The organism is Nocardiopsis halotolerans DSM 44410, assembly GCF_000341065.1.
Taxonomy (GTDB): domain Bacteria; phylum Actinomycetota; class Actinomycetes; order Streptosporangiales; family Streptosporangiaceae; genus Nocardiopsis; species Nocardiopsis halotolerans.
In genome coordinates this window covers 1-26867 of sequence record NZ_ANAX01000287.1, presented here as the reverse complement: position 1 = coordinate 26867, position 26867 = coordinate 1, and the positions used below count along the sequence as shown (strand labels likewise).

Sequence of the window (26867 nt, the reverse complement as noted above, 5' to 3'; positions counted from 1 at the left end):
GCCGCGGCCAGCGACACCGTCGCCACCCTGCGCACCGCGCCCAGTACACGCGCCGAGGAGTCCTGGCCGTCGGGGACGCGCACGCCCCATTCGCGGCCGCGCACCCACATGTCCACGGCGAGCAGCATCAGGAAGCCCACGGCGCAGCTGACCGTGGACGGCCAACCCAGCCCCGCGTCGTCCACGACCAGCGGCACCGCCGCCAGCGCGAGCAGCAGGCCGCCGACCATGCCGGGACAGCGCGCCGCGACCGCGAGGAAGTCCGCGGCCATCACGAACACGGAGAACGCCAGCGCGATGATCAGCGTGACCCCGGCGGTGGACGACACCGGCGGGGCGTTGGTGTTGATGGTCCGGACACCCTCGTCGAACACCCTGACCAGGTACTCCAGCACGTCGCCGGTGGGGATCACCCCCAGGGGGGCGATGTGTCCGGCGAACAGGGGCGTCACCAGGAGCAGCGCCACGAGCGCCTGGAGGAACGGCACCGCGACGGTGTTGCGGCCGGTGAGGCGGTACAGCGCGGACACACCGGCCACGGCCACCATCATGACGAGGGCCGGGACCCACCAGGTCGCGCCCCGTACGAGGGAGTCCAGCAGCGGCAGGGCCATCAGCAGGCAGGCCAACGAGGCCAGGGGCATCAGTGCTCTCAACGCGGACCCCTCCCGGGGGTGTGCGGACCGGCGGCCGTGGGCGCGGCGGCGCGGCTCCACAGCCGCGGCAGTTCGGCGGCGGAGGACAGGAAGAGGACGCGCCACCCGGCCGTGGCCAGCACGTCGTGGACCCCGTGCGCGGTCGCGGGATCCGGCCAGGCGGCGTGTGAACACAGCACGGCCACCCGGGGGCCGCCGCAGCTCACCCGGGACAGCGCGTCGGCCTCCTGGGGGCTCAACGCTCCCAGCACCGCCACCATCAGGCTCGTGGCCCCACGGGTTTCGGCGAGCATGCCGATTCCGCCGAACAGCTCGTCGGTGGGGGACGGTTCGGCGACGGCCAGGCTGTCCAGGACACCCGCAGCGCTCGCGGTGTGCACCCGGGCCCGCTCGGTGTGCAGGCGCACCTCGTGGCCGCTGTCGATCAGGTTCACCGCGACCGAGGCGGTCACGCTCACCGCGGTCTCCAGGGATCCGGTGAGTCCACCGGCCCCGTGCGCGCGCAGCCGCGTGTCCAGCAGGATCGCGCTGTTCTCGCGCCAGTGCTGCTCGTCGCGGCGCACCATCAGCTCACCGTGCTTGGCGGTGGAGCGCCAGTGCACCCTGCGCAGGTCGTCGCCGTACCGGTATTCGCGGGGAACGGGGTCCTGCTCCCCGGCGCCGCTCACCGAACGGCGCGGTGAGTCCTCGCCCTGGGAACCCGCGGCACCGCCCAGGGCGGGCAGCGCGACGGTCGCGGGGGTCACGAGCAGGTGTGAGGGGGCGCCCACGTCGCGGCTGATCCGCACGCACCCCAACGGGTCGGTCACCCCGATCCGCAGCGGGCCCACGGGGTAGCTGCCCCGCACCGAGGCGCGGATCAGGTAGCTGACGTCGCGCACGGCGCGCGGGCCCAGGTAGCCGATGGTGTAGCGGGGCTCGTGGCCCAGGGGGACGGGCAGCGTGTCCTCCACCGACAGCGAGGACACCGGCCAGGTCGGGGAGGAGTTGCCCACGCGCACCCGCACCTGGGCGTTGCGCCCGGCCGGGGTCCGGGTGGGGGACAGGGTGCGGCTGTGCACGATCTGGGAGGCGGCCCCGAGCACCGTCAGCGCGGACAGCGCCGGGACCGCCGTCAGCAGCACGCCCACTCCCACGAGCTCGCGCTGCCCCACGACCAGGCCCGCGACCAGGGCGACCAGGCCGCAGACGAGCATGAAGACGCCTCGTGCGGTGAGGGTTCGGTGCGGTCGCATGGACCCTCTCTCGGGGGCGGTACGAACGGGGGACGAGGGTGGCCGGGCGCTGGGGCGGTTACTGGGGGCCGGGGACGGGCAGGCGCGCGACCAGCTTGGCCACGATCTGCTCGGGGGACAGACGCTCCATCTGCGCCTCCGGGCCGGGCAGCAGCCGGTGCGCGAGCACCGGCACGGCCAGGGCCTGCACGTCGTCGGGGACGACGTAGTGCCGCCCGTCCAGGGCGGCGTAGGCCCGGGCGGCCCGCACCAGGTGCAGGGTGGCGCGGGGTGAGGCGCCCAGTCGCAGTTCGGGGGTGGTCCGGGTCGCGTTGACCAGGTCCACCACGTAGCGGCGCATGCCCGGGGCCACGTGCACCGAGCGTACCCGGTCGGCCAGGTCGCGGACCTGGGCGGCGTTGGTGACGGGGGCCAGGCCGTCCAGCGGTGAGGTGGAGCTGTGCGAGTCGATCATGTCGAGTTCGGCCTGGGGGGCGGGGTAGCCGACCGAGACGCGGGCCATGAACCGGTCGCGCTGGGCCTCGGGGAGGGCGTAGGTGCCCTCCATGTCGCCGGGGTTCTGGGTGGCGACCACCATGAACGGCCGTTCCAGGGCGCGGGTCTGGCCGTCCACGCTGACCTGGCGCTCGGCCATGCACTCCAGCAGGGCGGCCTGGGTCTTGGGCGAGGCGCGGTTGATCTCGTCGCCCAGCACGATGTTGGCGAACACCGGTCCGGGGTTGAACTCGAACTCGCGGCGGTCCTGGTGGTAGACGCTGACGCCGGTGATGTCGCTGGGCAGCAGGTCCGGGGTGAACTGGACGCGCTGGACGGAGCAGTCCACGGCCCGGCCCAGGGCCTTGGCCAGCATCGTCTTGCCGACACCGGGGACGTCCTCGATGAGCAGGTGGCCTTCGGCGAGCAGGACAGTCAGCGCCAGGCGCAGGACCTCCGGCTTTCCCTCGATGACCGTCTCGATCGCGTCGCGGACGCGGTCGGCCACGGCGACGATCCCACCGACGTCCGCCTGGACGCCGCCCTCACGGCCGCCGTGGTGTGTACCGAGTGACACCCGACCTCCCCCGCTCCCTGTGGCTTCGTGTGTTGTTGTTCGGAACAGAGACTAAGCCCAATCAGACCGCTGGCAAACCGAAGTGCCGGAATCAGCGGCCGATTGGTTCCAGGGATGACCAAAGAGGTCAAAGGGCCCGAACCGTTCTCCTGATCGTTCGTGTCGACGCCCGAGTGAGAAGGGGGACGGAGCCGGAAAACACCGTCTCCGTTCATCGCCCCGCCCCTTTCGCCGAGCACGCGCGCGAGTGCCGCGCGGCCGATCCGGGAGGCGTCGCCGCAGGTCGTCGGGGACGCTCCCGTCAGCGCTCGGCGACACTCCGTGCCCCGTGCATGCCCCACCTCCACGCCCAAGACTCTGACCTGCGCATTTGTCGATTCTTGCGGGCGTGAATCCCGATTGGAGCTGTTGACGGTGGGGAAGAGTGGAGTAAGGTGGAGCACCGTGGAGAGGGCGAATTCTCCACTTCGAGGGTGAGGGAGGTGGAAGTGTGTTCCTCGGCACCCACACGCCCCGCCTCGACCAGAAGGGGCGGCTCTTCCTCCCCGCGAAGTACCGCGACGAGCTGTCGGGGGGACTGGTGGTCACCAAGGGTCAGGAACGCTGCCTCTACGTCTTCCCGACGGAGGAGTTCCGGCGCATCACCGAAGCCCTCGCCAGCACTCCGGTCACCGCCAAGTCCGTCCGCGACTACAGCAGGGTCCTCTTCGCCAGCGCCTCGGACGAGAGCTGCGACAGACAGGGCAGGGTCACCATCCCGGCCAAGCTCCGCGACTACGCGGGCCTGGACCGCGAGTGCGTCGTGATCGGCGCCAACACCCGCCTGGAGATCTGGGACGCCGCGGCGTGGTCGGACTACGAGGCCGAACAGGAACCCGCGTTCGCGCAACTGTCGGAGGAGGTGCTGCCCGGGGTGCTGTGACCCCGGCGGAGGACACCGCCGGACCGACCAGCACACAGTCCACACCCTCGCAGAGCCGGAGTCCGGCCACGGCCTCCGGACGCGGTCCACACGAGCTGGCGCGACTTCCCCGGTGCCAGGTCGTGAGCGCGAGCCCTCCGAAANTGGCGGCCGTGTCCGGAGGCCCGCCGGAATCCGCCGGGCCACGCCAAGGACACCGTGGAGCGCACCGATCGCGGTGCGTACCGCGGCGATTCGGGGGGAGACGGTGACAGCGTGGAGGAACAGCGGCGCATGGGGGACATCCGGCAGCACGGGCGGCACGAACCGCCCGAGGGCCACGGGGGGCACCCGGGCGGAGAAGGGGGGATCGCGGCGCGCGTCGAGGCGGCCCGGGCCGGACTCGATCCCCTGCACGTCCCCGTGATGCTCGACCGCATCGTGGAACTCCTGGCTCCCGCGCTCGGCGAGCCCGGCGCCGTACTCGTCGACGGGACCCTGGGCCTGGGCGGCCACTCCGAAGCACTCCTCAGGGCGTGCCCCGACATGCGCCTGGTCGGCGTCGACCGCGACACCACCGCCCTGGAGCGCAGCGCCGAGCGCCTGGCCCCCTACTCCGACCGCGTCCACCTCGTGCACGCGGTCTACTCCGACATCCCGCGCGCCCTGGACGAGGCGGGCGTCACCGGCGCCGACGCGATCCTGCTCGACCTCGGGGTGTCCTCCCCGCAGCTGGACGAGACCGACCGCGGTTTCGCCTACGCCCACGACGCACCCCTGGACATGCGCATGGACCGCACGCAGTCCCTCACCGCGGCCGAGGTCGTCAACACCTACCCGGTCGCCGAGCTCACCCGCGTCCTGCGGACCTACGGAGAGGAACGCTTCGCCTCCCGCGTCGCCAGGGCCATCGAGCGCCAGCGCGCCCAGGCGCCCATCGAGTCCACCCGCGCGCTGGCCGAACTGGTGAGGGAGGCCATCCCGGCGGCCACCCGACGTACCGGAGGGCACCCAGCCAAGCGCACCTTCCAGGGCCTGCGCATCGAGGTCAACGCCGAACTGTCCATCCTCGAAAGCGCCCTGCCCGCGGCCATCGCGCGCCTGTCGGTCGGCGGGCGCGTGGCGGTGCTGTCCTACCACTCCCTGGAGGACAGGATGACCAAGAGGGCCCTCGCCGGCCTGGCCACCGACACCACCCCCGCGGACCTTCCGGTTCCCCTCCCCGACCGGCAGCCCGAACTTCGGCTCCTCACCCGGGGAGCCGAACTCCCCACCGACGAAGAGAACGAACGCAACCCGCGCGCCCAGTCGGCCCGCCTCCGGGCAGCCGAACGCGTGCGGCCGCCGCGGCAGTAGGGAGACCAGATGAGCACGAGGACGGACACGCGCCGCGCATCCGCCCGCAGCGGGAAATCGGCCGCGAAGGCGGCGGACGCGAAGACGGCGACCCCGAGGACGCAGAGCGCCAGGACGGGGGCGCCCGCGCGTCCCGGGCGGGCGGCCGCACCCGCGTCCGGGGCAGCGACCGCACCGGCCGCGCGCACGCGTACGGGCGGAGCCGCCCAGCAGAACCGGGCACCGCGCATCCCCTTCGTCCTGCTCGTCCTCTGCCTGCTCGGCGGGACGCTCGTCGGCCTGCTCCTCCTGCGCAGCGTCGTGGCCGAGGGTGCGTTCGCCATCGACAACCTCCAGGCGGAGAACCAGGAGCTGTCCTACGAGCAGCAGCAGCTGCGCAGCACCGTCGCCCAGCTGGAGAGCTCCGACCGCGTCTCGGAGCAGGCCGAGGACCGGGGCATGGAGCAGGGCGACGCCCCGCTCTTCCTCGACCCCGAGAGCGGTGAGGTCCGCGGGAGCGCCGGGAGTGGTGAGTGAGCACACCCGGAGACCGGCGCCCCCGCGACCCCCGTCGGCCCGGAGCGGCCAACCGCTCGGGTTCCCGGCCCAGTAAGCGTCCCCGGCGCGAACCGCGCCGCCCCGAGGGCGGTACGCGCCCCCGCCCCTCGGCACGCGCCCGGGGGCGGTCGGCGCGGGAGGCGCGCGGCGGCGAACGCGCCCGCCGTGCGGCACCGCCGCCCCCGCTCCCGCCGCTGCTGCGCCGGACCTTCCAACGGGGGGAACCACGCAAGCGCATCAGGACCGGCGGGATCATGGCCCTGGTGATCCTGTTGCTCTTCGCCGGGCGCCTGGTGCAGATCCAGGTCCTGGACGCCGAGCACTACGCCGAGACGGCCTCCAACATCCGCCTCCGCACCATCGACATCCCCACCCTGCGGGGGCGGATCACCGACGTCAACGGCAACGCGTTCGCGCTGTCGCTGGAGGTGCGGACCGTCTTCGTCGACCCGGGGACGGTCAAGGAGGAGCAGCGCGACCAGCTCATCGACGAGCTCGCCGCCCGCTTCGACCTGGAGGAGGACGCGGTCGCCGAGAAGGTGGACGCCGACTCCAGCCGCTACGAGGTGATCGCCCGCGACGTCCTGCCCGAGGACTGGGAGGACCTGGCGTCACTGGGCCTGGCCGGACTGGGCGCGCACACCTCCTACAAGCGCGTCTACCCCGAGGAGACCGGCGCCGCCGACCTGGTCGGCTTCGTCGGCGCCGAGGGCTACGGCCTGGAGGGGCTGGAGGGCTACCTCGACGACACCCTGGCCGGTGAGGCGGGCAGGCGCCGGGTCGAGTTGAGCCAGAACGGCACACAGATCCCCATGGCGGGCGGCCTGGTCCGGGAGCCCGTGCCGGGGCGGGACGTGCGGCTGACCCTGCACCAGGACATCCAGTGGTACGCCGCCCAGACCCTCGCCGAGAGGGTGGAGGCGCTGGACGCCGAGGGCGGCAGCGTCATCGTGCAGCGGGTCGGCACCGGGGAGATCCTCGCCATGGCCGACTACCCCACCTACTCCCAGAGCGACATCTCCTCCAGCGGACCGGAGGAGTGGTCCAACGGCGCGGTGGCCGAGACCTTCGAGCCGGGCAGCACCAACAAGGTCATCACCATCGGCTCCGCGCTGGAGGAGGGCCTCACGACGCCGGACACGGTCTACACCGTCCCCTACAGCATGGAGTACTACGACCAGACCTTCCGCAACTCCAGCAACCACGGGACCCAGCGCCTCACGGTCAACGGCATCATGGCCCAGTCCAGCAACGTCGGCACCATCAAGATCGCCGACCAGGTGGGCCGCGGCGTCCTGCACTCCTACCTGGTGGACTTCGGGATCGGCCAGCCGACCGGGCTCCACCTGCCGGGGGAGAACACGGGCATACTCACCGACCCCGAGGACTGGTGGGGCACCCAGCTGCCGTCGGTCTCCATCGGCCACGGCCTGTCGGTGAACGCCGCGCAGCTGGCGTCGGTGTACGCCACCGTCGCCAACGGCGGGGTGCGGGTGGAGCCCAACGTGATCGCCGGAACGGTGAGCGCCGAGGGGGAGTTCACCCCGGCCGAGGAGCCCGAGCGGCGGCGTGTGATCAGCGAGGAGACCGCCCAGGAGCTCAGGCTGATGATGGAGGCGGTCACCAGCGACCAGGGCACCGCGCCCCAGGCCCGCATCGACGGGTACCGGGTCGCCGGGAAGACCGGTACCGCCAACCGGGTCAACCCGGAGACGGGAACCTACGAGGGCGGCGGGTACACGGCCACCTTCGCCGGGTTCGCGCCGGTCGAGGACCCCCAGGTCGTGGTCCAGGTGGTCCTGCACAACCCGCAGGAGGTCTACTACGGCGGCGAGGCCGCGGGACCGGTGTTCAACGACATCATGACCTTCGCGCTGAAGACCCTGAAGATCCCGCCGTCGGAGACCGAACCGCCCGCCATCCGGCTGTTCGAGGACCAGAGCCGGGGCTGACGGCTGTCCGTGGACGTCGCCGGCGTGGCCGGAGCGCTCCGGCCACGGATGGTCCCGTACCTAGGGCGAGGTCGGAGCGCAAAGACCCGCCGTGGGTACGGGAGCACGGCGGATGAGGTGGTCCGTGAACCTCCGCGGTCACCGCGTCAGGGCGCGGCGCGGTCCAGGTGGGCGCGCACGGAGCGGATGTGCTCGGGGCCGGTGCGGCAGCACCCGCCCACGAGCACCGCTCCGGCCCGGTACCAGTCCACGGCGGCCCGGCCGAACTCCTCGGGTTCGCTCGTGCCGGTCCAGCGCCGGTGCTCCGCGTCCCATCGCTCGCCCGAGTTGGGGTAGGCGACCGCCGGGAGACCGGCCTCGGCGACGGCGCGTACCAGCGACGGGACGTGGCGGGGCGCGGTGCAGTTGACGCCCACCGCCACCAGGCGCCCGTCGGCGTGCGGTGGGGCGAGCTCGGCGGCGGCCTCGCGCAGGGGGGTGCCGTCGTTGACGCGTTCGCCGTCCCGGCAGGAGAAGCTGATCCACGCGCGGACCCCGGGGGTCTCGGCGAGCAGCCGGGCCAGGGCGCGCGCCTCGTGCACCGAGGGGACGGTCTCGCAGGCGAGCAGGTCGGCTCCGGCGTCGGCGAGCACCCGCCAGCGTTCCCGGTGCCAGGCGTACAGGCCGTCCTCGTCCAGGTTGTAGGAGCCGGTGTACTCCGAACCGTCGGCCCGCGCCGCCCCGTAGGGGCCCACCCCGGCGGCGACCAGGCCGGAGCCGAAGGCGTCGCGCTCGGCCCGCGCCAGCTCCACCGAGCGGGCGATCAGCGCCAGGGCCTCGGACCGGGTGGCGCCCCGGGCGACGAGGGCCGGAACGCTGGCCTGGTACCCGGCCGCGATGGCCACGTCCGCGCCCGCCTCGAAGTAGTCCCGGTGCACGCGGCGGACGAGGTCGGGGTCCTCGGCCAGCAGCCGTGCCGACCAGAGCCCGCCGCCCAGATCGCAGCCGTAGGCCTCCAGGCGGGTCGCCAGCCCGCCGTCGAGCACCAGGGGGCGTTCGCCGGGGAGGATGTCGGCCATGTCGACCTCCAGGTACGGGGATCCCTCCAGCGTAGGCATGGAAGCGGCCGTGGGCGCCTGCCAGCCTGCCGGTGCACGGCCGGAGGCCCGCCGCACGACGGTGGTGTCCGGATGGTCGTGCATGCGCGGTGATCAGGAACTTTACCCTCGGCCCCGAAGCCCCTCCAGGGCATGGAAACAGGTAGGTCGCCACGTAGTTGACCGCCGTGTTCAGACCCCGAAGCCCTCACAGGGCATAGCAACACGATCTGGTCGACCCCAAGTTCGGTGTAGTCGCGTCTCCCCAAAGCCCGTCAGGGCATGGCGGCTTCTCGTCGCGGTCGTTCACGCCGGGACCAGCCCGCCGAGGGCACGCCCACCCCCTGAGCCTCGCCCGCCACTCCTCGCGCATCACCCGCGGGCCCGTCCGCGAAGGACGTCCAGCGGTCGTCGACGCGTGCGACAAGCCCGCGTAACCCGGGCCAAACGCCCGGTTCGGGAAACCTCCGACGACGCAGCGTGGAAATTACCGACCGGTCGTCCCCAGCGGTTAACCTCCACACGTGCCACCGGTAATGCGACCTGAACACACGCCACTTCGTCCACTGTCCGCCCTCGCAGCGCTGCTCGGGCCGGACGCCACCCTCCTGCGTCCGGATCTCGGCGCGGACCGACCCCCCGAGGTGCCCGACAGGGAGGTGCACGTCCGCGGCATCACCCACGACTCACGCCAGGTGGGGCCGGGCGACCTCTACGCCGCGCTGCCGGGAACCCGTGCGCACGGAGCCGACTTCGCCGCCCAGGCAGCCGAGGCGGGCGCCGCCGCGATCCTCACCGACGAAGCCGGAGCGGACCGGGCCGCCGCCACCGGACTGCCCGTGATCGTGGTCCCCGACGCGCGCGCCGCACTGGGCCCCGCGGCCTCGTGGATCTTCAAGGACCCCGCGCAGGACCTGCTGCTGATCGGTACCACCGGCACCAGTGGCAAGACCACCGTCACGTACCTGGTCGAGTCCGGCCTGCGCAACGCCGGGATGCACACCGGCCTCGTCGGCACCGTGGAGATGCGCGTCGGTGACGACCGCGTCACCTCCTCGCTCACCACCCCCGAGGCCACCGACCTGCACGGCCTGTTCGCCCTCATGCGCGAGCGCGGCGTCACCGCCGCCGCCATGGAGGTCTCCAGCCACGCCCTCGCCCTGGGCCGCGTCGGCGGAGCCCGCTACGACGTCGCGGTCTTCACCAACCTGTCCCAGGACCACCTGGACTTCCACTCCGACCTGCGCGACTACTTCGAGGCCAAGGCCCGCCTGTTCACCCCCGGTTACTGCGACATCGCGGTGATCAACGCCGACGACCGGTTCGGCCGGGCGCTCGTGGACATGGTCCAGGGAGACGGTCGCGTTCCCGTCACCACCTTCGCCGTGGACGGCTACACCGACGCCGACCCCGCCACCGCCATGGAGGCCGACTGGCGGGCCGTGGACGTGCGTCTGGGCGCCACCGGGAGCGCCTTCCGCATCGTCGGCCCCGGCGGCATGGAGGCGGACGCCTCCATCGCCCTGCCCGGCCCCTTCAACGTCTCCAACGCGATGGCCGCCATCGTCGGACTGGTCGAGGCCGGTCTGCCCCTGGAGACCGCGATCGCCGGTGTGGCCGCGGCCCCGGGAGTGCCCGGCCGCATGGAGCCGGTCGTGGCGCGGGCCGTGCCCCACGCCTTCCAGGACTTCACCGCGCTCGTCGACTACTCCCACAAACCCGGCGCCATCGAGGCGGTCCTGACCGCCCTGCGCTCCACCACCGAGGGTGGGATGACCATGGTGGTCGGCTGCGGCGGCGACCGCGACCGCGCCAAACGCCCGCTCATGGGCGAGGCCGCCGCACGACTGGCCGACCAGCTGATCATCACCAACGACAACCCGCGCACCGAGGACCCCGTCGCCATCGCCGCGTCCATGCTCGAAGGGGTCGCCAAGGTCCCCGAGGGACAACGCGCCCGCGTCACGGTGGAGTTCGACCGCGCGGAGGCGATCCGTCTCGCCGTCGAGCGGGCGCGGCCCGGCGATGTGGTGGTCGTCGCGGGCAAGGGGCACGAGACCGGTCAGTACGTCAAGGGCGAGGTGCTGCCCTTCGACGACCGCGAGGTGCTGCGCGCGGCGATCGAGGACCACCTCGGCATGAGCGCCCGCGAGCGGTTGGGCGTCGCCCTCCAGGACATCCATCGGGTGCCTGACCAGGGCTGACACACCCAACACTCCCGAGGTGCGACTCGCTTCGGACGGGGACGCGGGCCCGGCCCGCGTCCCTTCGCGTGTCCTCGGACGCGGGCGCCGCCGTATCCCCGGCGCCGCACGCTCCGACGATCACGAAGTGGAGCATATTGCCGTCCATGGGGCCCGGCGGGACCCCGGACGCCCCAACATGTTCTAAGGTAGGTCCGGCAATCGCAGCCCGACCGCCCGTGTGGCGCCCACGGCGTAGCCCGCTGGCGCGGTCCCGGTGAGACCGGCGCGGCATCCTGCGCCCGGCTTCCGCGGTGCCATCCCCTGACCCGATACTCCGGCCGGGTGGCCAGCCGCCCCTGTGGCGCCGTGGACCGGGCCTGACATGAGGAGTGGATTTGATCGCGCTCACGCTCGATCGGATCGCTGAGATCACCCAAACCGCCATCGGCGGATCAGCGCGCCCCGACGCCGTCGTCGACGGCCCCGTCGTCATCGATTCGCGGCAGGCAGCGCCCGGTGCGCTCTTCGTCGCACTGGGCGGGGAGCGTGTCGACGGACACGACTTCGCCGCGTCCGCGGTCGCCGAGGGAGCGGTGGCCGCACTGGTCTCCCGGCCCGTCGACGCACCGCACCTGCTGGCGTCGGGCGGGGACGAGGGGGTCGTCGCGGCCCTGACCCGGCTCGCCCACCACGTCGCCCGGGAACTCAGCGATCCCCGGCGCGGAGCGGAGAGCGCCGAGATCGTCGCGGTCACCGGTTCCTCCGGCAAGACCACCACCAAGGACCTCATCGCGCAGGTCCTGGGACGTATGGGCCCGACCATCGCACCGGCGGGCTCGTTCAACAACGAGATCGGCCATCCCCTCACCGTGCTGCGCGCCGACACCGGCACCCGGCACCTGGTCCTGGAGACCGCCGCCCGCGGCATCGGGCACATCGCCCACCTGTGCCGGGTGGCCCCGCCCCGCGTCGGCGTGGTCCTCAACGTCGGCAGCGCCCACATGGGCGAGTTCGGTGACCGGGACGCCATCGCCAGGGCCAAGGGCGAGCTGGTCGAGTCGCTTCCCCCGGGCTCGGGGACCAAGGGGTCGGGCGGGGTCGCCGTACTCAACGCCGACGACCCCCGGGTGAGCGCGATGGCCTCGCGCACCCGCGCGCGTGTGGTCACCTACGGACTGGCCGAGGACGCGCACGTGCGCGCCACGGACGTGGTCCTGGGCGGCACGGGCGCGCCCTCCTTCACCCTCCACCTGGACGGGCGCCAGGCCCGGGTGGAACTGGCCCTGGTCGGCGCCCACCAGGTCTCCAACGCGCTGGCCGCCGCGGCGGTCGCCGACGACCTCGGCATGGACATCGCCGAGATCGCCGAGGCGCTCGGTGCCGCCACCCCGGTCAGCCGGTGGCGCATGGAGGTCACCGAGCACGCGGGCGCCACCCTCGTCAACGACGCCTACAACGCCAACCCGGAGTCCATGAAGGCGGCGCTGACGACCCTGGAGGTGCTCGCCCGGGAACGCCGCTCCATCGCGGTCCTGGCCCACATGGCCGAGCTCGGCGAGAACGGCCGCGCCGAGCACGAGAGGATCGGTGAACTCGCCGCCCGTACCGGCGTGGCCCACCTGATCGTGGTCGGCGAGGCGGCCGGGGGCATCGCCGCCGGTGCCGAGCGGGCCGCGGAGCAGGGACGGTGGCAGGGTGAGAGCGTCCGGGTGGCGGACGCCTCGGAGGCCGCCGCCGCGGTGCGCGAACGGATGCGCACAGGAGACGTCGTCATTGTGAAGGGATCGCGCGTGGCAGCGCTCGAACGGGTTATCGACCTCATCATCGAGGGTGATGTCCAGTGATTGGTATCACTCTGGCGGCGGCGCTGTCGCTCATCGTGTCCATGGCGATGATGCCCCCGCTGATCAAACTCCTGTACCGCTTCAAGTTCGGCCAGGAGGTCCGCAACGACGGACCCGAGGGCCACAAGACCAAGCAGGGCACGCCCACCATGGGCGGCATGGTCATCATCCTCGGCGCGGTGGTGGGCTACTTCGGCGCCCACTTCGTGCTGTGGCTCCTGCAACCCACCGCGGGCGGGCCCACCGCCTCGGGTCTGCTGGTGATGTTCCTCTTCGTCGGCATGGGCTGTGTCGGCTTCCTCGACGACTTCATCAAGATCTACAAGCGCCGCAGCCTGGGCCTGCGCAGCGGCGCGAAGATGGTCGGCCAGGCCGTCGTGGGCATCGGCTTCGCCTACGGCGTCANCCCCCGCCGCCCCCAGCCTCTCCTTCCTCCGCGACTTCGGCCCCCCGCTGATGATCGGCCTGTTCATCCTCTGGGCGCTGTTCCTCATCGTCGGCTTCTCCAACGCGGTGAACCTCACCGACGGCCTCGACGGCCTGGCCACCGGCGCGACCATCCTCTCCCTGGTCGCCTACGTCATCATCGGCAACTGGCAGCTGCGCCAGTCCTGTGTGTCCTACCTGTCGGACAGCTGCTACACGGTCCGCGACCCCCTGGACCTGGCCGTGGTGGCCTCCTCGGTGCTCGGCGCCTGCATCGCCTTCCTGTGGTTCAACGCCCCGCCCGCCAAGATCTTCATGGGTGACACCGGCTCCCTGGCCCTGGGCGGCCTGATCGTGGGTCTGGCCATCACCACCCGCACCCAGCTCCTGCTGCTGCTCATCGGCGGCCTGTTCGTCATCATCACCCTCTCGGTGATGGTCCAGATCACCTCGTTCCGCCTGACGGGCAAACGGATCCTGCGCATGGCGCCGTTGCAGCACCACTTCGAACTCAAGGGCTGGGCCGAACCCACCATCGTGATCCGCTTCTGGATCATCCAGGGCCTGTTCGTGGCGGTCGCCATCGGGCTCTTCTACCTGGAATGGATGCCGAGGTAGGCATGGCGCACCACGCTTCCGACACCGAGAACCCGGGAACCCCCCGCCCGCTGGAGGGGCGGCGGGTCTGCGTCGCGGGCCTGGGCGTGTCCGGTCCCCCCGTGGCCAGGGCACTCCTGGCCCAAGGGGCCCGCGTGACCGTCGTCGACGGCCGCGACGACGACACCGTCCGCCCGGTCGCCGCCAAGCTCCGCGAGGAGGGGGCCGAGGTCGTCCTGGGCGACACCCCCCTGCCGGAGGACTGCGACCTGGTCGTCACCTCGCCCGGCTGGCGTCCCGACTCCCCGCTCCTGGTCCGGGCCGCCGAGGCCGGGATCGAGGTCGTCGGAGACGTCGAACTCGCCTGGCGGCTCAAGCCCGCCGACCAGGTGTGGCTGGGCGTGACCGGAACCAACGGCAAGACCACCACCGTGCGGATGCTGGAGGCCATGCTCCGGGCCGACGGCCGAGACGCCCTCGCCGTCGGCAACGTCGGCACCCCGGTCATCGAGGCCGTCCTGCCCGACGAGGCGGGACGCCTCCACGACGTCCTGGCCGTGGAACTGTCCAGTTTCCAGCTGCACTGGTCCTCCAGCCTGCGCCCGCACGCCGCCACCGTCCTCAACGTCGCCCCCGACCACCTGGACTGGCACGGCGGACTCGACCCCTACGCCCGCGCCAAGGGCAGGATCTTCGCACCGGGCACCCTCCGCGTCGTCAACACCGCCGACGCCTGGTCCACGCGCCTGGCCGAGGAGGAGGGCGACCCGCACACGCCCCTGGTGGGCTTCCGACTGGACACCCCCCGCGCGGGCGAGGTCGGCGTGGTCGAGGACCTGCTGGTGGACCGGGCGTTCGTCCCCGAGCCGCACACCAGCGCCGAGGAGCTGGCCGGACTCGCCGACGTGCGCCCGGCCGCGCCGCACAACGTGGCCAACGCCCTGGCCGCCGCCGCGCTGGCCCGGTCCGTGGGCGTGGCGCCCGCGTCCGTGCGGGCGGGCCTGGCCGCCTTCGAACCCGAGCCGCACCGCATCGCGTTCGTGGCGTCGGTGGGGGGAGTCGACTACGTCGACGACTCCAAGGCCACCAACCCGCACGCCGCCGCCGCGTCCCTGGGCTCCTACCCGTCCGTGGTCTGGATCGCGGGCGGGCTGCTCAAGGGGGCCGAGGTCGACGACCTGGCCGCGATGGCCGCTGGCCGCCTGCGCGGCGCCGTGCTGATCGGCGCCGACCGGGCCCGGCTGCGCGAGGCCCTGTCCGGGCACGCGCCCGAGGTGCCCGTGCTGGAGGTCGGGGGTCCCGCCGCCGACACCGGGCGCACGGTCATGGACGAGGTGGTCGCCGCCGCAGCGTCCCTGGCCGAGGAGGGGGACACCGTGCTGCTGGCACCGGCCGCCGCCTCCATGGACATGTTCACCAACTACCACGAGCGCGGTCGCCTCTTCGCCGAGGCCGTCAACCGGCTCCCCTGAGTGGCCATGTGCCGCCCGTGCGTGAGGCTTCGCGCACGGGCGGCCTCCGCCGTGCCCCGCAAAGCGCACACGGCCGCCAAAGATGGCCAACACGCGGGAAATGTCCACCGTTTCCTACCCGCGCGTACGCCACTATTGAGGCGCCAATCTCGTGCGGAGGGTGTGCATGGCGGCGACGACGGCGGTTCCCGGGGCGACCCGGTCCAAGGGGCGCGCGGCGGCGGAGGGCCGCCAGCGCGTCCTGTGGCGTGAGTGGGTCCGGCTTCTGGACCGGCCACTCACCTCCTACTACCTGATCCTGGGCACCTCGGTACTGCTCATCGCCCTGGGGCTGGTCATGGTGCTGTCCGCCACGATGGTCGACTCCATCGCCGAGACCGGATCGGCCTTCTCCATGTTCCGGGAGCAGCTGATCTCGGCCGTCATCGGCCTGCCCGTGATGATCATGGCCTCCCACCTGCCCCAGCGGATCTTCCGCCTGGTCGGCTACCCGGCGATGATCGCGGCGGCGGCGCTGCTGCTGCTCACCATCTTCCAGGGCGTGGAGGTCAACGGCGCCACCCGTTGGCTGAACATCGGCGGCCTGGTCATCCAGCCCTCCGAGCCCGCCAAGCTCGCCTTCGTCCTGTGGGGCGCCAACATCCTGGCCCGTAAGGAGGAGTTGCGCGAACTCACCGAGTGGCGGCACCTGCTCATCCCGCTGCTGCCCGGCTGTGGTCTGCTGGTGCTGCTGGTACTGCTGGGTTCCAACCTGTCCACGGCCCTGGTGTTCCTGGTCACCTTCCTGGGCATGCTGTGGGTGGTCGGCGCGCCGGGCAAGCTCTTCGTGGCCATGTTCGGCATGGTCCTCGGCCTGGCCGGCATCGCCATCGCCATCGAGCCCTACCGGATCGAACGCGTCACCACCTTCCTCGACCCCGAGAGCGACCCGCTGGACTCGGGCATGCAGGCCCTCCACGGGCTCTACGCGCTCGGCACCGGCGGGATCTTCGGCGTCGGCATCGGTGAGAGCCGGGAGAAGTGGGGCTTCCTGCCCTTCGCCGAGTCCGACTTCATCTTCGCCATCATCGGCGAGGAGTTCGGTCTGCTCGGCACCCTGCTCGTACTCATCCTGTTCGGGGTGCTCTGCTACGCCGGGATGCGCGTGGCCTTCCGCGTCAGGGAGCCCTTCCCGCGCGTGGCCGCCTTCGCCATCGTCACCTGGATCCTGGGTCAGTCCATGATCAACATGGGCGCCGTCATCGGGCTGCTGCCCGTCACCGGCGTCCCGCTGCCCCTGGTCTCCTACGGGGGCTCCTCGCTCATCACCACCATGGCGGCCCTCGGCGTGCTCCTCGCGCTGGCCAAGACCGAGCCCGACGCGCAGAAGACCCTGGAAGCCCGGGGTCCCAGCCGGGTGCAAAGGGCTCTAAGCTGGCTGGGACTGGACAACGTCGCCGCCTCGGTCAACAAGGCGAACCACCGGAGCGGCGCCGCGGCGTCCGGACGCGCCACCACGACACGCGGCCCGCGCACGGCCGGCTCCCGCGGTGGCGTGCCAACGGCCAAGCACAGGAGCGGACCGGTCCCGGCGGGTGACCGGCCAAGGAGGAATACGCGACGATGAGGGTAGCCCTCGCCGGAGGCGGCACGGCCGGGCACATCGAGCCCGCGCTCTCCCTTGCGGACGCGCTGCGGCGCATCGATCCCAGCACGGAGATCCTCTGCCTGGGCACCGAGCGGGGACTGGAGACCCGACTGGTGCCCATGCGCGGCTACGAGCTGGGGCTCATCCCGGCGGTGCCCCTGCCGCGCAGGCTCACCCCCCAACTCCTGAGCGTGCCGGGCAAGCTCGCGGGGGCGCTCAGCGCCGCGGGGGAGCAGCTGGACCGGTTGCAGGCCGACGTCCTCGTCGGCTTCGGCGGCTACGTGGCCACTCCCGGCTACCTCGCCGCGCGCCGCAGGCGCATCCCCATCGTCGTCCACGAGGCCAACCCCCTCCCGGGCCTGGCCAACCGCCTGGGCGCGCGCCTGACCCCGCACGTGTACACCGGCCACCCCCACACCCAGATCCGCAACGGCCGCTTCATCGGCATCCCCCTGCGCGAGCAGATCACCACGCTCGACCGCCTGGCCATGGGTGACAAGGCGCGCGCCTACTTCGGCCTGCGCCACGACCTGCCCACCCTGTTGATCTTCGGCGGCTCCCAGGGCGCCCAGCGCATCAACGAGACCGCGTACGCCGCCCGCGACGCCTTCCGGGACAGCGGTGTCCAGGTCCTGCACGTGGTCGGGCCCAAGAACGCGGACGAGCCCCAGGACCTCACCCAGGCGGGCGTTCCCTACGTCGCCGTCCCCTACGTGGACCGCATGGACATGGCCTACGCCGCCGCCGACATGGCCATGTGCCGCTCCGGCGCGATGACCTGCGCCGAGCTGACCGCCGTCGGCCTGCCCGCCGCCTTCGTGCCGCTGGCGATCGGCAACGGCGAACAGACCCTGAACGCCGAACCCATCGTCCAGGCGGGCGGCGGCCTGATGGTCAACAACGCCGACGTCTCCGTCGAGTGGGTCACACGGGAGCTCATCCCGCGGCTCACCGACACAGACCGGGTCGTGTCCATGTCCGAGGCGGCGGCCCGCATGGGCCGACGCGACGCCGACAGGGAGCTGGCCCGCGAGATCATGGCCATCGCCCGCGGGGACAAGCCCACCCCCGACATGCCCGTGGCCGAGGACGACGGCGACGAGGCCTTCTACGACGACGGGAAGGACGCCCGATGAGCCTGGTGCGACCGACCGAACCGGTTCCCGTCGACAAGCTGGGCCGGACCCACTTCATCGGCCTGGGCGGCGCGGGTATGTCCGGTATCGCCCGGGTGCTGCTCCAGTCGGGTGTGGAGGTCTCGGGCAGCGACGCCCGCGACAGCGACACCCTGCGCGCGCTGGAGGAGATGGGCGCCGACGTCCACGTGGGGCACGCCGCCGAGAACCTCGGCACGGCCGAGACCCTCGTGGTCTCCTCCGCCATCCGCGAGGACAACCCCGAACTGGCCGAGGCCCGCCGCCGCGGCCTGCGCGTCCTGCCCCGCGCCGCGGCACTGGGCGCGCTGCTGCTGGGGCGCGAGGGCGTCGCCGTCTCCGGAACCCACGGCAAGACCACCACCACGTCCATGGTCGCGGTGGTGCTCCAGCACCTGGGGATCGACCCCGGTTACGTCATCGGCGGCAACCTGGTCACCACCGGCCTGGGCGCCGACGCCGGTGTCGGCGAGGTCATCGCGGTGGAGGCCGACGAGAGCGACGGCTCCTTCCTCATGCTCTCCCCGAAGATCGCCGTGGTCACCAACGTCGAGGCCGACCACCTGGACAACTACAGCGGCATCGAGGAGATCCACGCCAACTTCGCCTCGTTCGTCGACCGCGTCGAGCGCACCCTGATCGTGGGCGTCGACGACCCGGGCGCACGCAGGGTGGCCGAGCTGGCCCGCGAGCGCGGCAGGAAGGTGCTCACCTACGGCGAGGCCGAGGACGCCGACTACCGGATCACCCGGGTGCGCGCCCGCGGCTTCACCACCGAGTTCACCATCCGCACCGCGCAGGGTGAACCCGTCGACGGCCATCTCGCCGTGCCCGGACGCCACAACGTGCTCAACGCCGCGGCCGCCGTCGCGGTCGCCGACGAGCTGGGCCACGACCTGGACGTGGCGGTGGAGGGCATCGCCGACTTCGCCGGTGCCTCGCGCCGCTTCGAATCCAAGGGCGAGGCCGCTGGCGTGGCCGTCTACGACAGCTACGCCCACCACCCCACCGAGATCGAGGCGGACCTGCACGCGACCAGGGCGGTGCTGGAGTCCCTCGCCGAGCAGGCGGAGGAGACCGGGCAGGAGCACCCCGGCGGCAGGATCGTCGCCCTGTTCCAGCCGCACCTGTACAGCCGCACCCGCATCTTCGCCGAGGAGTTCGCCGCCGCGCTGAGCCTGGCCGACGAGGTCGTGGTGACGGAGGTCTACGCCGCCCGCGAGGACCCCGAACCAGGGGTCACCGGGGAGCTGATCACCTCACGTGTCGCGCACGACCGCGTGGCGTACGTGCCCGGCCGCGACGAGGCCGTGCGCCGGGTCGTCGACCTGGTCCGTCCCGGCGACATCGTGCTCACCATGGGCGCGGGCGACGTCACCGAGCTGGGTCCGCGCATCGTGGACGCGATCGCCGGCGACGCGAACTGACGTCGGTCGTCCGCGTCCGGCCGGGGAAGCGGTTCCGCGCGGTTCGCCGTGCGGCGTCGGCGCCTGGAGGATACGGTCGCGGACGAGCACGGTGAGGGAGGCGCAGGTGGCAGCGGAGCGGGGTGAGTCCTCGGAGGAGGTCGGCACGCGCAGGCGTTCCGATCCCTGGAAGGTCGCCTTCGTGGCGTTGCTGGTGGTCGCCCTGGTCTGTGTGGTCACCTGGCTGCTGCTCGGTTCCCGGCTGCTCGTGGTCCGCGAGGTCGCGGTCACCGGTCTGGAACGGGTCTCCTCCGAGGAGGTGGTCGCGGCCGTGGACGTGGCCACCGGAACACCCCTGATCAGGGTCGACCTCGACCAGAGCGAGGAACGGGCCGAGTCCCTGACCCTGGTGGAGTCGGCCACGGTCACACGGGGCTGGCCCGCCACCCTGGAGGTCGAGGTGGTCGAACGCCAGCCCGTGGTGGCCATCCGGGTGGGGGAGGACTACAGGCTGGTGGACGAGGACGGCGTGCGCATCGAGGACGCGCCGAGCCGTCCGGACTCCTGTCCGCTGGTCCGCGTCACCGGGGAGATCGAGGGCAACGAGGCCGTCAGCGCCGCCGCCGACATCGTGGAGCGGGCACCGGACTCCCTCATCTCCCGGATCCAGCTCATCGACGCCACCGAACCCGAGGCGATCACCGTCGAACTCGACGACGGCTCCCTCGTGGAGTGGGGTTCCCCGGAGGGCACCGACCAGAAGAGCGACGTCCTGCGCGTGCTCATGCGTGAGCACCCGCCGCAGGAGGACCGCGTCTACGACGTGTCGACTCCCGACCTCGCCATCGTCAGGTGAGCGTCCCCCGGACACGGCGTCCCCCGGACACGGGAGGGGGAGACGGGTGCGACAGGAAGGGTGGACGCGCCGCCCGGCGCGTACGCGCTCGGGACGGAACGGGGACTCCGGCGAGGGTTCCGTACGGGTCCGCGAGGACATTCCAGACGCGACGCGCCGAGAGCGCACATCGCTTCCTCGTGTTATACGCCGTTAGGCTGAACTCGTCATCGGTTGCCCGTGGTCGGCGGTCCGCTTACTGTCGGGGAGCACAACCAACGTCACAGCATCACAACACGCTTTTCGGGTACGCGGAGAACGTCTCGGTCCGCCACACGGCGGATCGCACCGTCCCTTCGGGCGGTGAACGACGGATTCGGCGGTCCGGGATCCCCCGATCTGGGCGTCGTGGACGTCGCGTCGGGGAATCCGAAACGCACACTGGAGAACCGGATGCCGAACCGGCGGCGTATCCGGTGGCGCTCAGCCACCGGAGGCGTCCGCGGAACGGCGCAAGCGAGCGGAAAGGCCCCTCGTCGTGGCAGCACCGCAGAACTACCTCGCGGTCATCAAAGTCGTCGGCATCGGCGGCGGCGGTGTCAACGCCGTCAACCGAATGATCGAAGAGGGGCTCAAAGGCGTCGAGTTCATCGCCATCAATACCGACGCCCAGGCGCTGCTGATGAGTGACGCCGACGTCAAACTCGACGTCGGACGTGAACTCACCCGCGGCCTGGGGGCCGGGGCCAACCCCGACGTCGGCCGCAAGGCCGCCGAGGACCACCGGGAGGAGATCGAGGAGGTCCTCAAGGGGGCCGACATGGTCTTCGTCACCGCGGGTGAGGGGGGCGGCACCGGAACCGGGGGAGCCCCGGTCGTCGCCAACATCGCCCGCTCCCTGGGTGCCCTGACCATCGGTGTGGTCACCCGCCCCTTCGGTTTCGAGGGCAAGCGGCGCGCCACGCAGGCCGAGTCGGGGATAGCGATGCTCCGTGAGGAGGTCGACACGCTCATCGTGATCCCCAACGACCGACTGCTGTCCATCTCCGACCGCCAGGTCAGCGTGCTGGACGCCTTCAAGGCGGCCGACCAGGTCCTCCTCTCCGGTGTCCAGGGCATCACCGACCTGATCACCACGCCGGGCCTGATCAACCTGGACTTCGCCGACGTCAAGTCGGTCATGTCCGGGGCGGGCTCGGCACTCATGGGCATCGGGTCGGCCAGAGGGGACGATCGGGCGGTCGCCGCCGCGGAGATGGCGATATCGTCACCGCTGCTGGAGGCGAGTATCGACGGTGCCCACGGTGTGCTGCTGTCCATCCAGGGCGGCTCCGACCTTGGGCTCTTCGAGATCAACGAGGCGGCACAGCTCGTCGCGAACTCGGCGGCGCCCGAGGCCAACATCATCTTCGGCGCCGTCATCGACGACGCCCTGGGCGACGAGGTGAGGGTCACCGTCATAGCGGCGGGCTTCGACGAGCCGGAGGTCGTGATCCCGGTGGTGCGGGAGCACCAGCCGGTGGACCCTCCTGAGGCCGCCGCCCCCAAGGCAGGCATCACGTCCGGTGGGGAGGAGCCGTCCTCGTCGGCGGCGCCCGCCTCCGCGGACGCGAGCGGGGCGTCGGCCAGCACCATGCCGTGGATCACGCAGTCCCGTCCGGCCGAGCCCGAGGCTCCGCGGACGCCGCCGATGGCGCAGACGCCGCCTCCGGTCCAGCAGCCGGTCGAGACCGAGTCCGCGCCGCGGGAGCAGTACGCTCAGCCCGTCGCGCGGGAACAGTACTCGCAGGCCGCTCCCCAGGAACAGCCCTACCAGGCCGCTCCGCGGGAACAGTACACCCAGCCCGCCTCGACGCCCTCGCCCCAGCCGACCTCCCCGCCGCCCTCGCCCGAGCCGGGCCCGTCCGCGCGGACCCCGTCCCACGGCACGCCCGCCCACCAGGGGGAGAACGAGCCCGTCGAGCCCGCTCCCGCCGAGGAGCCGGTGGCGGAGGAGGAGCCCGCCCCGCGCGAGAGCGGCCACTCCGGCCACATCCACGCGGTCTCGGACTCCACCGCCGAGCGCCGTAACGAGACGCCCACGCCCCGGCGTCGGGTCATCTTCGACGACCCCGACGACCTGGACGTGCCGGAGTTCCTCAAGTAACCCCCGTCCCGACCCTGGAAGGGGCCCCGGTCCGACCGGACCGGGGCCCCTCCTCACGCCCGCGGTCCCACCCCCGACGGCCGTGTACGCGGTGGTAGTGTCCTGCACCGGGGGACGGCGCGAGCCGGTGACCCCCTCCTGGAGGAGCGGGGAGGGCTCGACCGGATGGGCAACGTCATCGATCTGGGACGCGGTGTCCGCGCCGCCGTCACCGAACGGCACGGAGGGGTGAGCGCACCGCCCTACGACTCCCTCAACCTCGGGTTCGGCTCGGGGGACGAACGGGAGGCGGTGCTGGCCAACCGCAAGGCCGCCGCCCGGGACCTGGGGTTCGAGGTCGACCGGGTCGTGTGGATGAACCAGGTGCACAGCGCCGACGTCCTCGTGGCCACCGAGCCCGGTGGTGTGGGTACCTGCGACGGCGTGGTCACCACCCGTTCCGACCTGGTCCTGGCCTCGATGGCCGCCGACTGCCTGCCGGTCCTGGCCGCCGACGCCGAGGCGGGCGTCCTGGGCGCCGCGCACTCCGGCCGCCTCGGTACCGCCAACGGTGTGGCCGCCAACCTGGTCGCGGCCATGGCCGACCAGGGCGCCGTGGCCGACCGGATCACCGTCTTCCTGGGGCCCGCCATCTGCGGCGGGTGCTACGAGGTGCCGCCCCACGTGCGGGACGAGACCGCCCGCGACGCTCCCGAGGCGGCCTGCACCACACGCGAGGGCACCGCCGGGGTGGACATGCGCGCCGCCGTCACCGCCCAGCTGCGCCGCGCGGGCGTCACTGACATCCGCTCCGACGGCCGCTGCACCCTGGAGAGCCCAGAACTGTTCTCCCACCGCGGGCAGGCTCCGACGGGCAGATTCGCCTCCTTCCTCTGGCGCGTCTGAACGTCGCACCCGACCGCGCGGAACGCGCGCGTGGGGACCGGGCCACCGGGTGCCCTCCGTGCCGCGTTCCAGGGCCCGCGCCTCCCCTGTTCTCCATGGGTCCTGGTGGTACGGAAGAGGCCGGGGGTGCGACTTTGCCGTGTGTGTGAGCGCGGCGGGTGACACAGGTGTGGGAAGTACGGAAACGGGATACGTCCCAGGTAAGGAAAGAGGACGCCGTGACACACGCCGACCCGGCTCGCGTCGAGCAGGTCCGTACCAACCTCGCCGCCGCGAGGTCCAGAATCGAGGCGGCCTGCGCCAAGGCCGACCGCAGCCCCGACGAGGTGTCGCTGGTCGCGGTCACCAAGACCTACCCGGCCTCGGATGTGCGGATTCTCGCCTCACTCGGTGTCACCGACGTGGGCGAGAACCGCGACCAGGAGGCGGCACCCAAGGCCGCCGAGACCGCCGGTCTCGGTCTGACCTGGCACTTCGTCGGCCAGTTGCAGACCAACAAGGCACGCTCGGTGGCCTCCTACGCCGACGTCGTGCACTCGGTGGACCGCGCCAGGCTGGCGCGGGCGCTGGGTGAGCGCGCCGCGGCGGCCGAGCGCCGCCTCACCTGCCTGGTCCAGGTCAACCTCGACGAGGACTCGCGCGCCGGGGTGATCGGCCCGCGCGGGGGCGCCGACCCCGGCGACGTGCTCGAACTGGCCGATCGGATCGAGGAGCGGGAGGCGCTCACCCTCGGCGGTGTCATGGCGGTCGCTCCCCGTGGGGGCGATCCCTCGGAGGCGTTCGCCCGCCTTCAGGGGGTCGCGGCCCGCATCCGCGATCGCTATCCTCATGCGACGGTGATCTCCGCGGGGATGAGTGGTGACCTCGAAGCGGCGATCGAGCGAGGCGCGACACACCTGCGACTCGGTACGGCGTTGCTCGGCAACCGGGAACCGATCGTGGGGTAATGTCCCCACATAGGCCTTGGAACCCGTCTGTGGAGTTCGCCCGAATGGGCGCTCACCCCGAGAACGGACGGGTCAGTACGGAGGAGTCGGCTGCGGTGAAGGCCGCGGGGACGACGGAGGGCATGAGATGGCCGGCGCGATGCGCAAGATGGCGGTCTACCTCGGCCTCGTGGAGGACGACCGTTACGATCACCGCTATGCGGACGAATATGATGAGTTCGACGATTTCGACGAGGGAGCGGAAGAGCAGCGCGACCGCGACGCTGACACTCCCGAGGAAGCGCGAGGCGACGTAGTGATGGACAGCGGCGGCTACCTGGGCACAGGGCGCGGTGGCACGACCACGGCCGCCTCCACCGCCGACCTCGCGCGGATCACCACGCTCCATCCGCGCACCTACAACGAGGCGCGTACGATCGGAGAGCACTTCCGGGAGGGCACTCCGGTGATCATGAACCTGACCGAGATGGTCGACAGCGACGCCAAGCGTCTGGTTGACTTCGCGGCTGGTCTGATCTTCGGTCTGCATGGCAGTATCGAACGTGTCACCAACAAGGTGTTCCTGCTGTCCCCGGCCAACGTCGAGGTGACCGCCGAGGACAAGGCGCGGATCGCCGAGCGAGGGTTCTTCAATCAGAGCTAGAACATCACATTTGTCCAGAGATTGGGTCGAGGAACGACCGTGAGTACCGTCCTGTACGTGCTGATCTTCGTGCTCCAGCTGTTCGTGTTCGTACTGCTGGCGCGGGTGGTTCTGGAGATGGTGCAGTCCTTCTCCAGGTCGTGGCGCCCCACGGGGTTCGTGCTCGTGCTCGCCGAGATCGTGTACACGATCACCGACCCGCCGCTGAGGTTCCTGCGTCGGTTCATCAAGCCGGTGCGCCTGGGGAGCATCGCGCTCGACCTGAGCGTCCTGGTGCTCTTCTTCGGTGTGTACATCATGATCGCACTGCTCAGCCCTTTCGCCGTGTAGGGGAGGGAGACGCAGGGCGGCGGGAACCGCCCCGGATTCCGCTATGTGGTCTTGGTCATGATCTGGATTGCCGTAAGGTCACGATCATGTAGCGTCCCTACGGACAGACTCCAAGCGCGCCAAGGAGACGAACATGCCGCTGACACCCGCCGATGTGCGGAACAAGCAGTTCAGTACCACCCGGCTTCGACCGGGATACGACGAGGAGGAGGTCGACGCCTTCCTCGACGAGGTCGAGTCCGAACTCGACCGCCTGATCCAGGAGAACGAGGAACTGCGCGGCAAGCTGGCCGAGTGCCTGCGGGGCAAGGTGCCCAACGCCGGTATGCAGGACTTCCAGCAGCAGGAGCAGGCCCCGGAGCCGCAGCAGCAGGAGCAGATGCGCCCGGAGCCCGTCCAGCCCCCCCAGGCCGTCGAGCCCCAGGCCCCGGTCCAGCAGCAGATGCAGCAGATGACCGGCGCCAACATGGCGATGGGTGGCGAGGAGAACATGGACACGGCCGCCCGTGTCCTGGCCCTGGCCCAGCAGACCGCCGACCAGGCGATCTCCGACGCCCGCCGTGAGGCCGACGAGACGCTCGGCCGCGCCCGCCACGAGTCCGAGGACATCCTCGGCAAGGCCCGCCGCCAGGCCGACCAGATCATCGGTGAGGCCCGCGCCCGCTCCGAGAACCTCGACCGCGACGCCCAGGAGCGCCACCGCCAGGTCATGGGCAGCCTCGTCCAGCAGCGTGAGGAGCTGGAGCACAAGGTCAACGTGCTCAAGGACTTCGAGCGCGAGTACCGCAGCCGCCTCAAGGACTACTTCGAGCGCCAGCTGCGTGAGCTCAGGAGCGAGGAGGAGAAGGCTCAGGAGGCCAGCAACCCGAACACCACGGGCGGCTTCCAGACGATGGCTCCGCAGACCGGCGGGACGCCCGCGCTCCAGCAGCACGGTCCCGCGGGCAACCCGTTCGGGCAGCCCGAGCCCGCTCCGCACGGTGGGTTCCACCCGGGCGAGGCTCCGCACGAGCGTCGCTGACGCGTCGTCGCTGCTCGAACAACTGAAGACTCCGGCACAACACGTGTAAAGGCCCTGGTCGACCCGTGATCCTTAGCATCCTCGCAACCGTGGCGGTGCTGGCGGCCATCGCCGTCATCGTGGCCGCCCTGGTGCTCGCCGAGACCGTCCTGGTGTACGTCGCACTGGGACTGGCAGGCGCGAGCGTCCTCCTCCTCCTGGGGGCACTCATCCAGGGCAGGTCCGGCGGGGGCAGACCGGACCGGACGGACGGGTTGGGGAAGTCGTCCGTCCCCGTCACGGCCGCCACAGCGGTCACGGCGGTACCAGGCGCGCACGTGGAGCCGGAGTACCTTGGGCGCGTGCCCGCACCGGCCCCCGAGCCGGTGCGGGAGTCCCCTGCCCCGGCCCGGCCCCCGTGGCCGGATCCGGCCACGGACGACTCCGGACACGAGGATCCGGAGTACGACGTTCCCCGGTGGCAGACCCCCACGGCCCACGACTGGCCGGAAACGGACACGGTGGCGCCTGACCCCGCCCCGTCCGTGGACGAGCCCTCTCGCTGGGAGACCCCCGCCGAGGGCGGCTGGCCGTCCCACACCCCG

General features: G+C 71.9%; 21 protein-coding genes and 2 pseudogenes. 19 read left to right on the top strand and 4 right to left on the bottom strand.

From position 1 onward, the window contains the following. The 3 genes from D455_RS31250 to D455_RS0121340 all read right to left on the bottom strand — a co-directional run. A partial coding sequence (locus D455_RS31250; RefSeq protein WP_394296649.1) for a DUF3488 domain-containing protein occupies positions 1-656 on the bottom strand: 656 nt, incomplete at its 3' end. Continuing rightward, positions 653-1891, bottom strand: coding sequence for a DUF58 domain-containing protein (locus D455_RS0121345; protein WP_017572721.1), 1239 nt, complete (start codon positions 1889-1891; stop codon positions 653-655). The genes D455_RS0121345 and D455_RS31250, both read right to left, overlap by 4 nt. Before the next feature lie 58 nt (positions 1892-1949). Next, complete coding sequence (locus D455_RS0121340) at positions 1950-2942, bottom strand: AAA family ATPase (RefSeq protein WP_017572720.1); 993 nt, start codon at positions 2940-2942, stop codon at positions 1950-1952. A 490-nt stretch (positions 2943-3432) separates the two neighbouring features. On the opposite strand from D455_RS0121340, the gene mraZ reads away from it, so the two are divergent. From mraZ to D455_RS0121320, 4 genes are all read left to right on the top strand, one after another. Next, positions 3433-3864 carry a division/cell wall cluster transcriptional repressor MraZ gene (mraZ, locus tag D455_RS0121335; protein WP_017572719.1) on the top strand — a complete coding sequence of 144 codons (432 nt, stop codon included), beginning with the start codon at positions 3433-3435 and terminating at the stop codon, positions 3862-3864. Between the two features lie 273 nt (positions 3865-4137). Then, positions 4138-5199: a 16S rRNA (cytosine(1402)-N(4))-methyltransferase RsmH gene (rsmH, locus tag D455_RS0121330; RefSeq protein WP_026122850.1), complete on the top strand. Its 1062-nt coding sequence runs from the start codon at positions 4138-4140 to the stop codon at positions 5197-5199. A 9-nt stretch (positions 5200-5208) separates the two neighbouring features. Next, entirely contained in the window at positions 5209-5715 is a 507-nt protein-coding gene (locus D455_RS0121325) for an FtsB/FtsL family cell division protein (protein WP_017572717.1), read from the top strand. After that, positions 5712-7688, top strand: a complete 1977-nt coding sequence (locus tag D455_RS0121320) for a peptidoglycan D,D-transpeptidase FtsI family protein (RefSeq protein WP_040685032.1) — start codon at positions 5712-5714, stop codon at positions 7686-7688. The genes D455_RS0121325 and D455_RS0121320 overlap by 4 nt, the downstream gene beginning before the upstream one ends. A 146-nt stretch (positions 7689-7834) precedes the next feature. Here D455_RS0121320 and mmuM read toward each other — a convergent pair whose 3' ends face one another. Then, the gene (gene mmuM, locus D455_RS0121315; protein WP_026122849.1) at positions 7835-8746 is read right to left on the bottom strand and encodes a homocysteine S-methyltransferase; all 912 of its coding nucleotides are present in this window, start codon (positions 8744-8746) and stop codon (positions 7835-7837) included. A gap of 554 nt (positions 8747-9300) precedes the next feature. Here mmuM and D455_RS0121310 point away from each other — a divergent pair. The 15 genes and pseudogenes from D455_RS0121310 to D455_RS31240 form a co-directional block, all read left to right on the top strand. Continuing rightward, positions 9301-10968 (top strand): UDP-N-acetylmuramoyl-L-alanyl-D-glutamate--2,6-diaminopimelate ligase, encoded by a 1668-nt coding sequence (locus D455_RS0121310; protein WP_026122848.1) that lies wholly within the window; start codon positions 9301-9303, stop codon positions 10966-10968. Between the two features lie 377 nt (positions 10969-11345). Beyond that, entirely contained in the window at positions 11346-12794 is a 1449-nt protein-coding gene (locus D455_RS0121305; RefSeq protein ID WP_017572713.1) for a UDP-N-acetylmuramoyl-tripeptide--D-alanyl-D-alanine ligase, read from the top strand. Beyond that, a pseudogene (gene mraY / locus D455_RS31245) lies at positions 12791-13838 on the top strand (phospho-N-acetylmuramoyl-pentapeptide-transferase). The gene D455_RS0121305 and the pseudogene mraY overlap by 4 nt, the downstream one beginning before the upstream one ends. A 2-nt stretch (positions 13839-13840) precedes the next feature. Further along, positions 13841-15289, top strand: coding sequence for a UDP-N-acetylmuramoyl-L-alanine--D-glutamate ligase (gene murD, locus D455_RS0121295; RefSeq protein WP_017572711.1), 1449 nt, complete (start codon positions 13841-13843; stop codon positions 15287-15289). 166 nt (positions 15290-15455) lie between these two features. Next, positions 15456-16895 (top strand): putative lipid II flippase FtsW, encoded by a 1440-nt coding sequence (gene ftsW / locus D455_RS0121290; RefSeq protein ID WP_017572710.1) that lies wholly within the window; start codon positions 15456-15458, stop codon positions 16893-16895. Next, complete coding sequence (gene murG, locus D455_RS0121285) at positions 16892-18052, top strand: undecaprenyldiphospho-muramoylpentapeptide beta-N-acetylglucosaminyltransferase (protein WP_017572709.1); 1161 nt, start codon at positions 16892-16894, stop codon at positions 18050-18052. The genes ftsW and murG overlap by 4 nt, the downstream gene beginning before the upstream one ends. Continuing rightward, positions 18049-19497: a UDP-N-acetylmuramate--L-alanine ligase gene (gene murC / locus D455_RS0121280; protein WP_017572708.1), complete on the top strand. Its 1449-nt coding sequence runs from the start codon at positions 18049-18051 to the stop codon at positions 19495-19497. The genes murG and murC overlap by 4 nt, the downstream gene beginning before the upstream one ends. A gap of 106 nt (positions 19498-19603) precedes the next feature. Beyond that, on the top strand, positions 19604-20332 hold the full coding sequence (locus tag D455_RS0121275) for a cell division protein FtsQ/DivIB (RefSeq protein WP_040685034.1): 729 nt from the start codon (positions 19604-19606) through the stop codon (positions 20330-20332). A gap of 517 nt (positions 20333-20849) precedes the next feature. Next, a complete protein-coding gene (gene ftsZ / locus D455_RS0121270) occupies positions 20850-22457 on the top strand; it encodes a cell division protein FtsZ (RefSeq protein ID WP_017572706.1) in 1608 nt (535 codons plus the stop codon). A gap of 165 nt (positions 22458-22622) precedes the next feature. Next, entirely contained in the window at positions 22623-23342 is a 720-nt protein-coding gene (gene pgeF, locus D455_RS0121265; RefSeq protein WP_017572705.1) for a peptidoglycan editing factor PgeF, read from the top strand. A 218-nt stretch (positions 23343-23560) separates the two neighbouring features. Beyond that, complete coding sequence (locus D455_RS0121260) at positions 23561-24289, top strand: YggS family pyridoxal phosphate-dependent enzyme (RefSeq protein WP_017572704.1); 729 nt, start codon at positions 23561-23563, stop codon at positions 24287-24289. Positions 24290-24416: 127 nt separating this feature from the next. Beyond that, complete coding sequence (locus D455_RS0121255) at positions 24417-24932, top strand: cell division protein SepF (RefSeq protein ID WP_017572703.1); 516 nt, start codon at positions 24417-24419, stop codon at positions 24930-24932. A 39-nt stretch (positions 24933-24971) separates the two neighbouring features. After that, the gene (locus tag D455_RS0121250) at positions 24972-25262 is read left to right on the top strand and encodes a YggT family protein (RefSeq protein WP_017572702.1); all 291 of its coding nucleotides are present in this window, start codon (positions 24972-24974) and stop codon (positions 25260-25262) included. Between the two features lie 133 nt (positions 25263-25395). Next, positions 25396-26283 carry a DivIVA domain-containing protein gene (locus tag D455_RS0121245; RefSeq protein ID WP_017572701.1) on the top strand — a complete coding sequence of 296 codons (888 nt, stop codon included), beginning with the start codon at positions 25396-25398 and terminating at the stop codon, positions 26281-26283. 89 nt (positions 26284-26372) lie between these two features. Then, positions 26373-26867, top strand: a pseudogene (locus tag D455_RS31240) (AAA family ATPase); the annotation flags it as partial.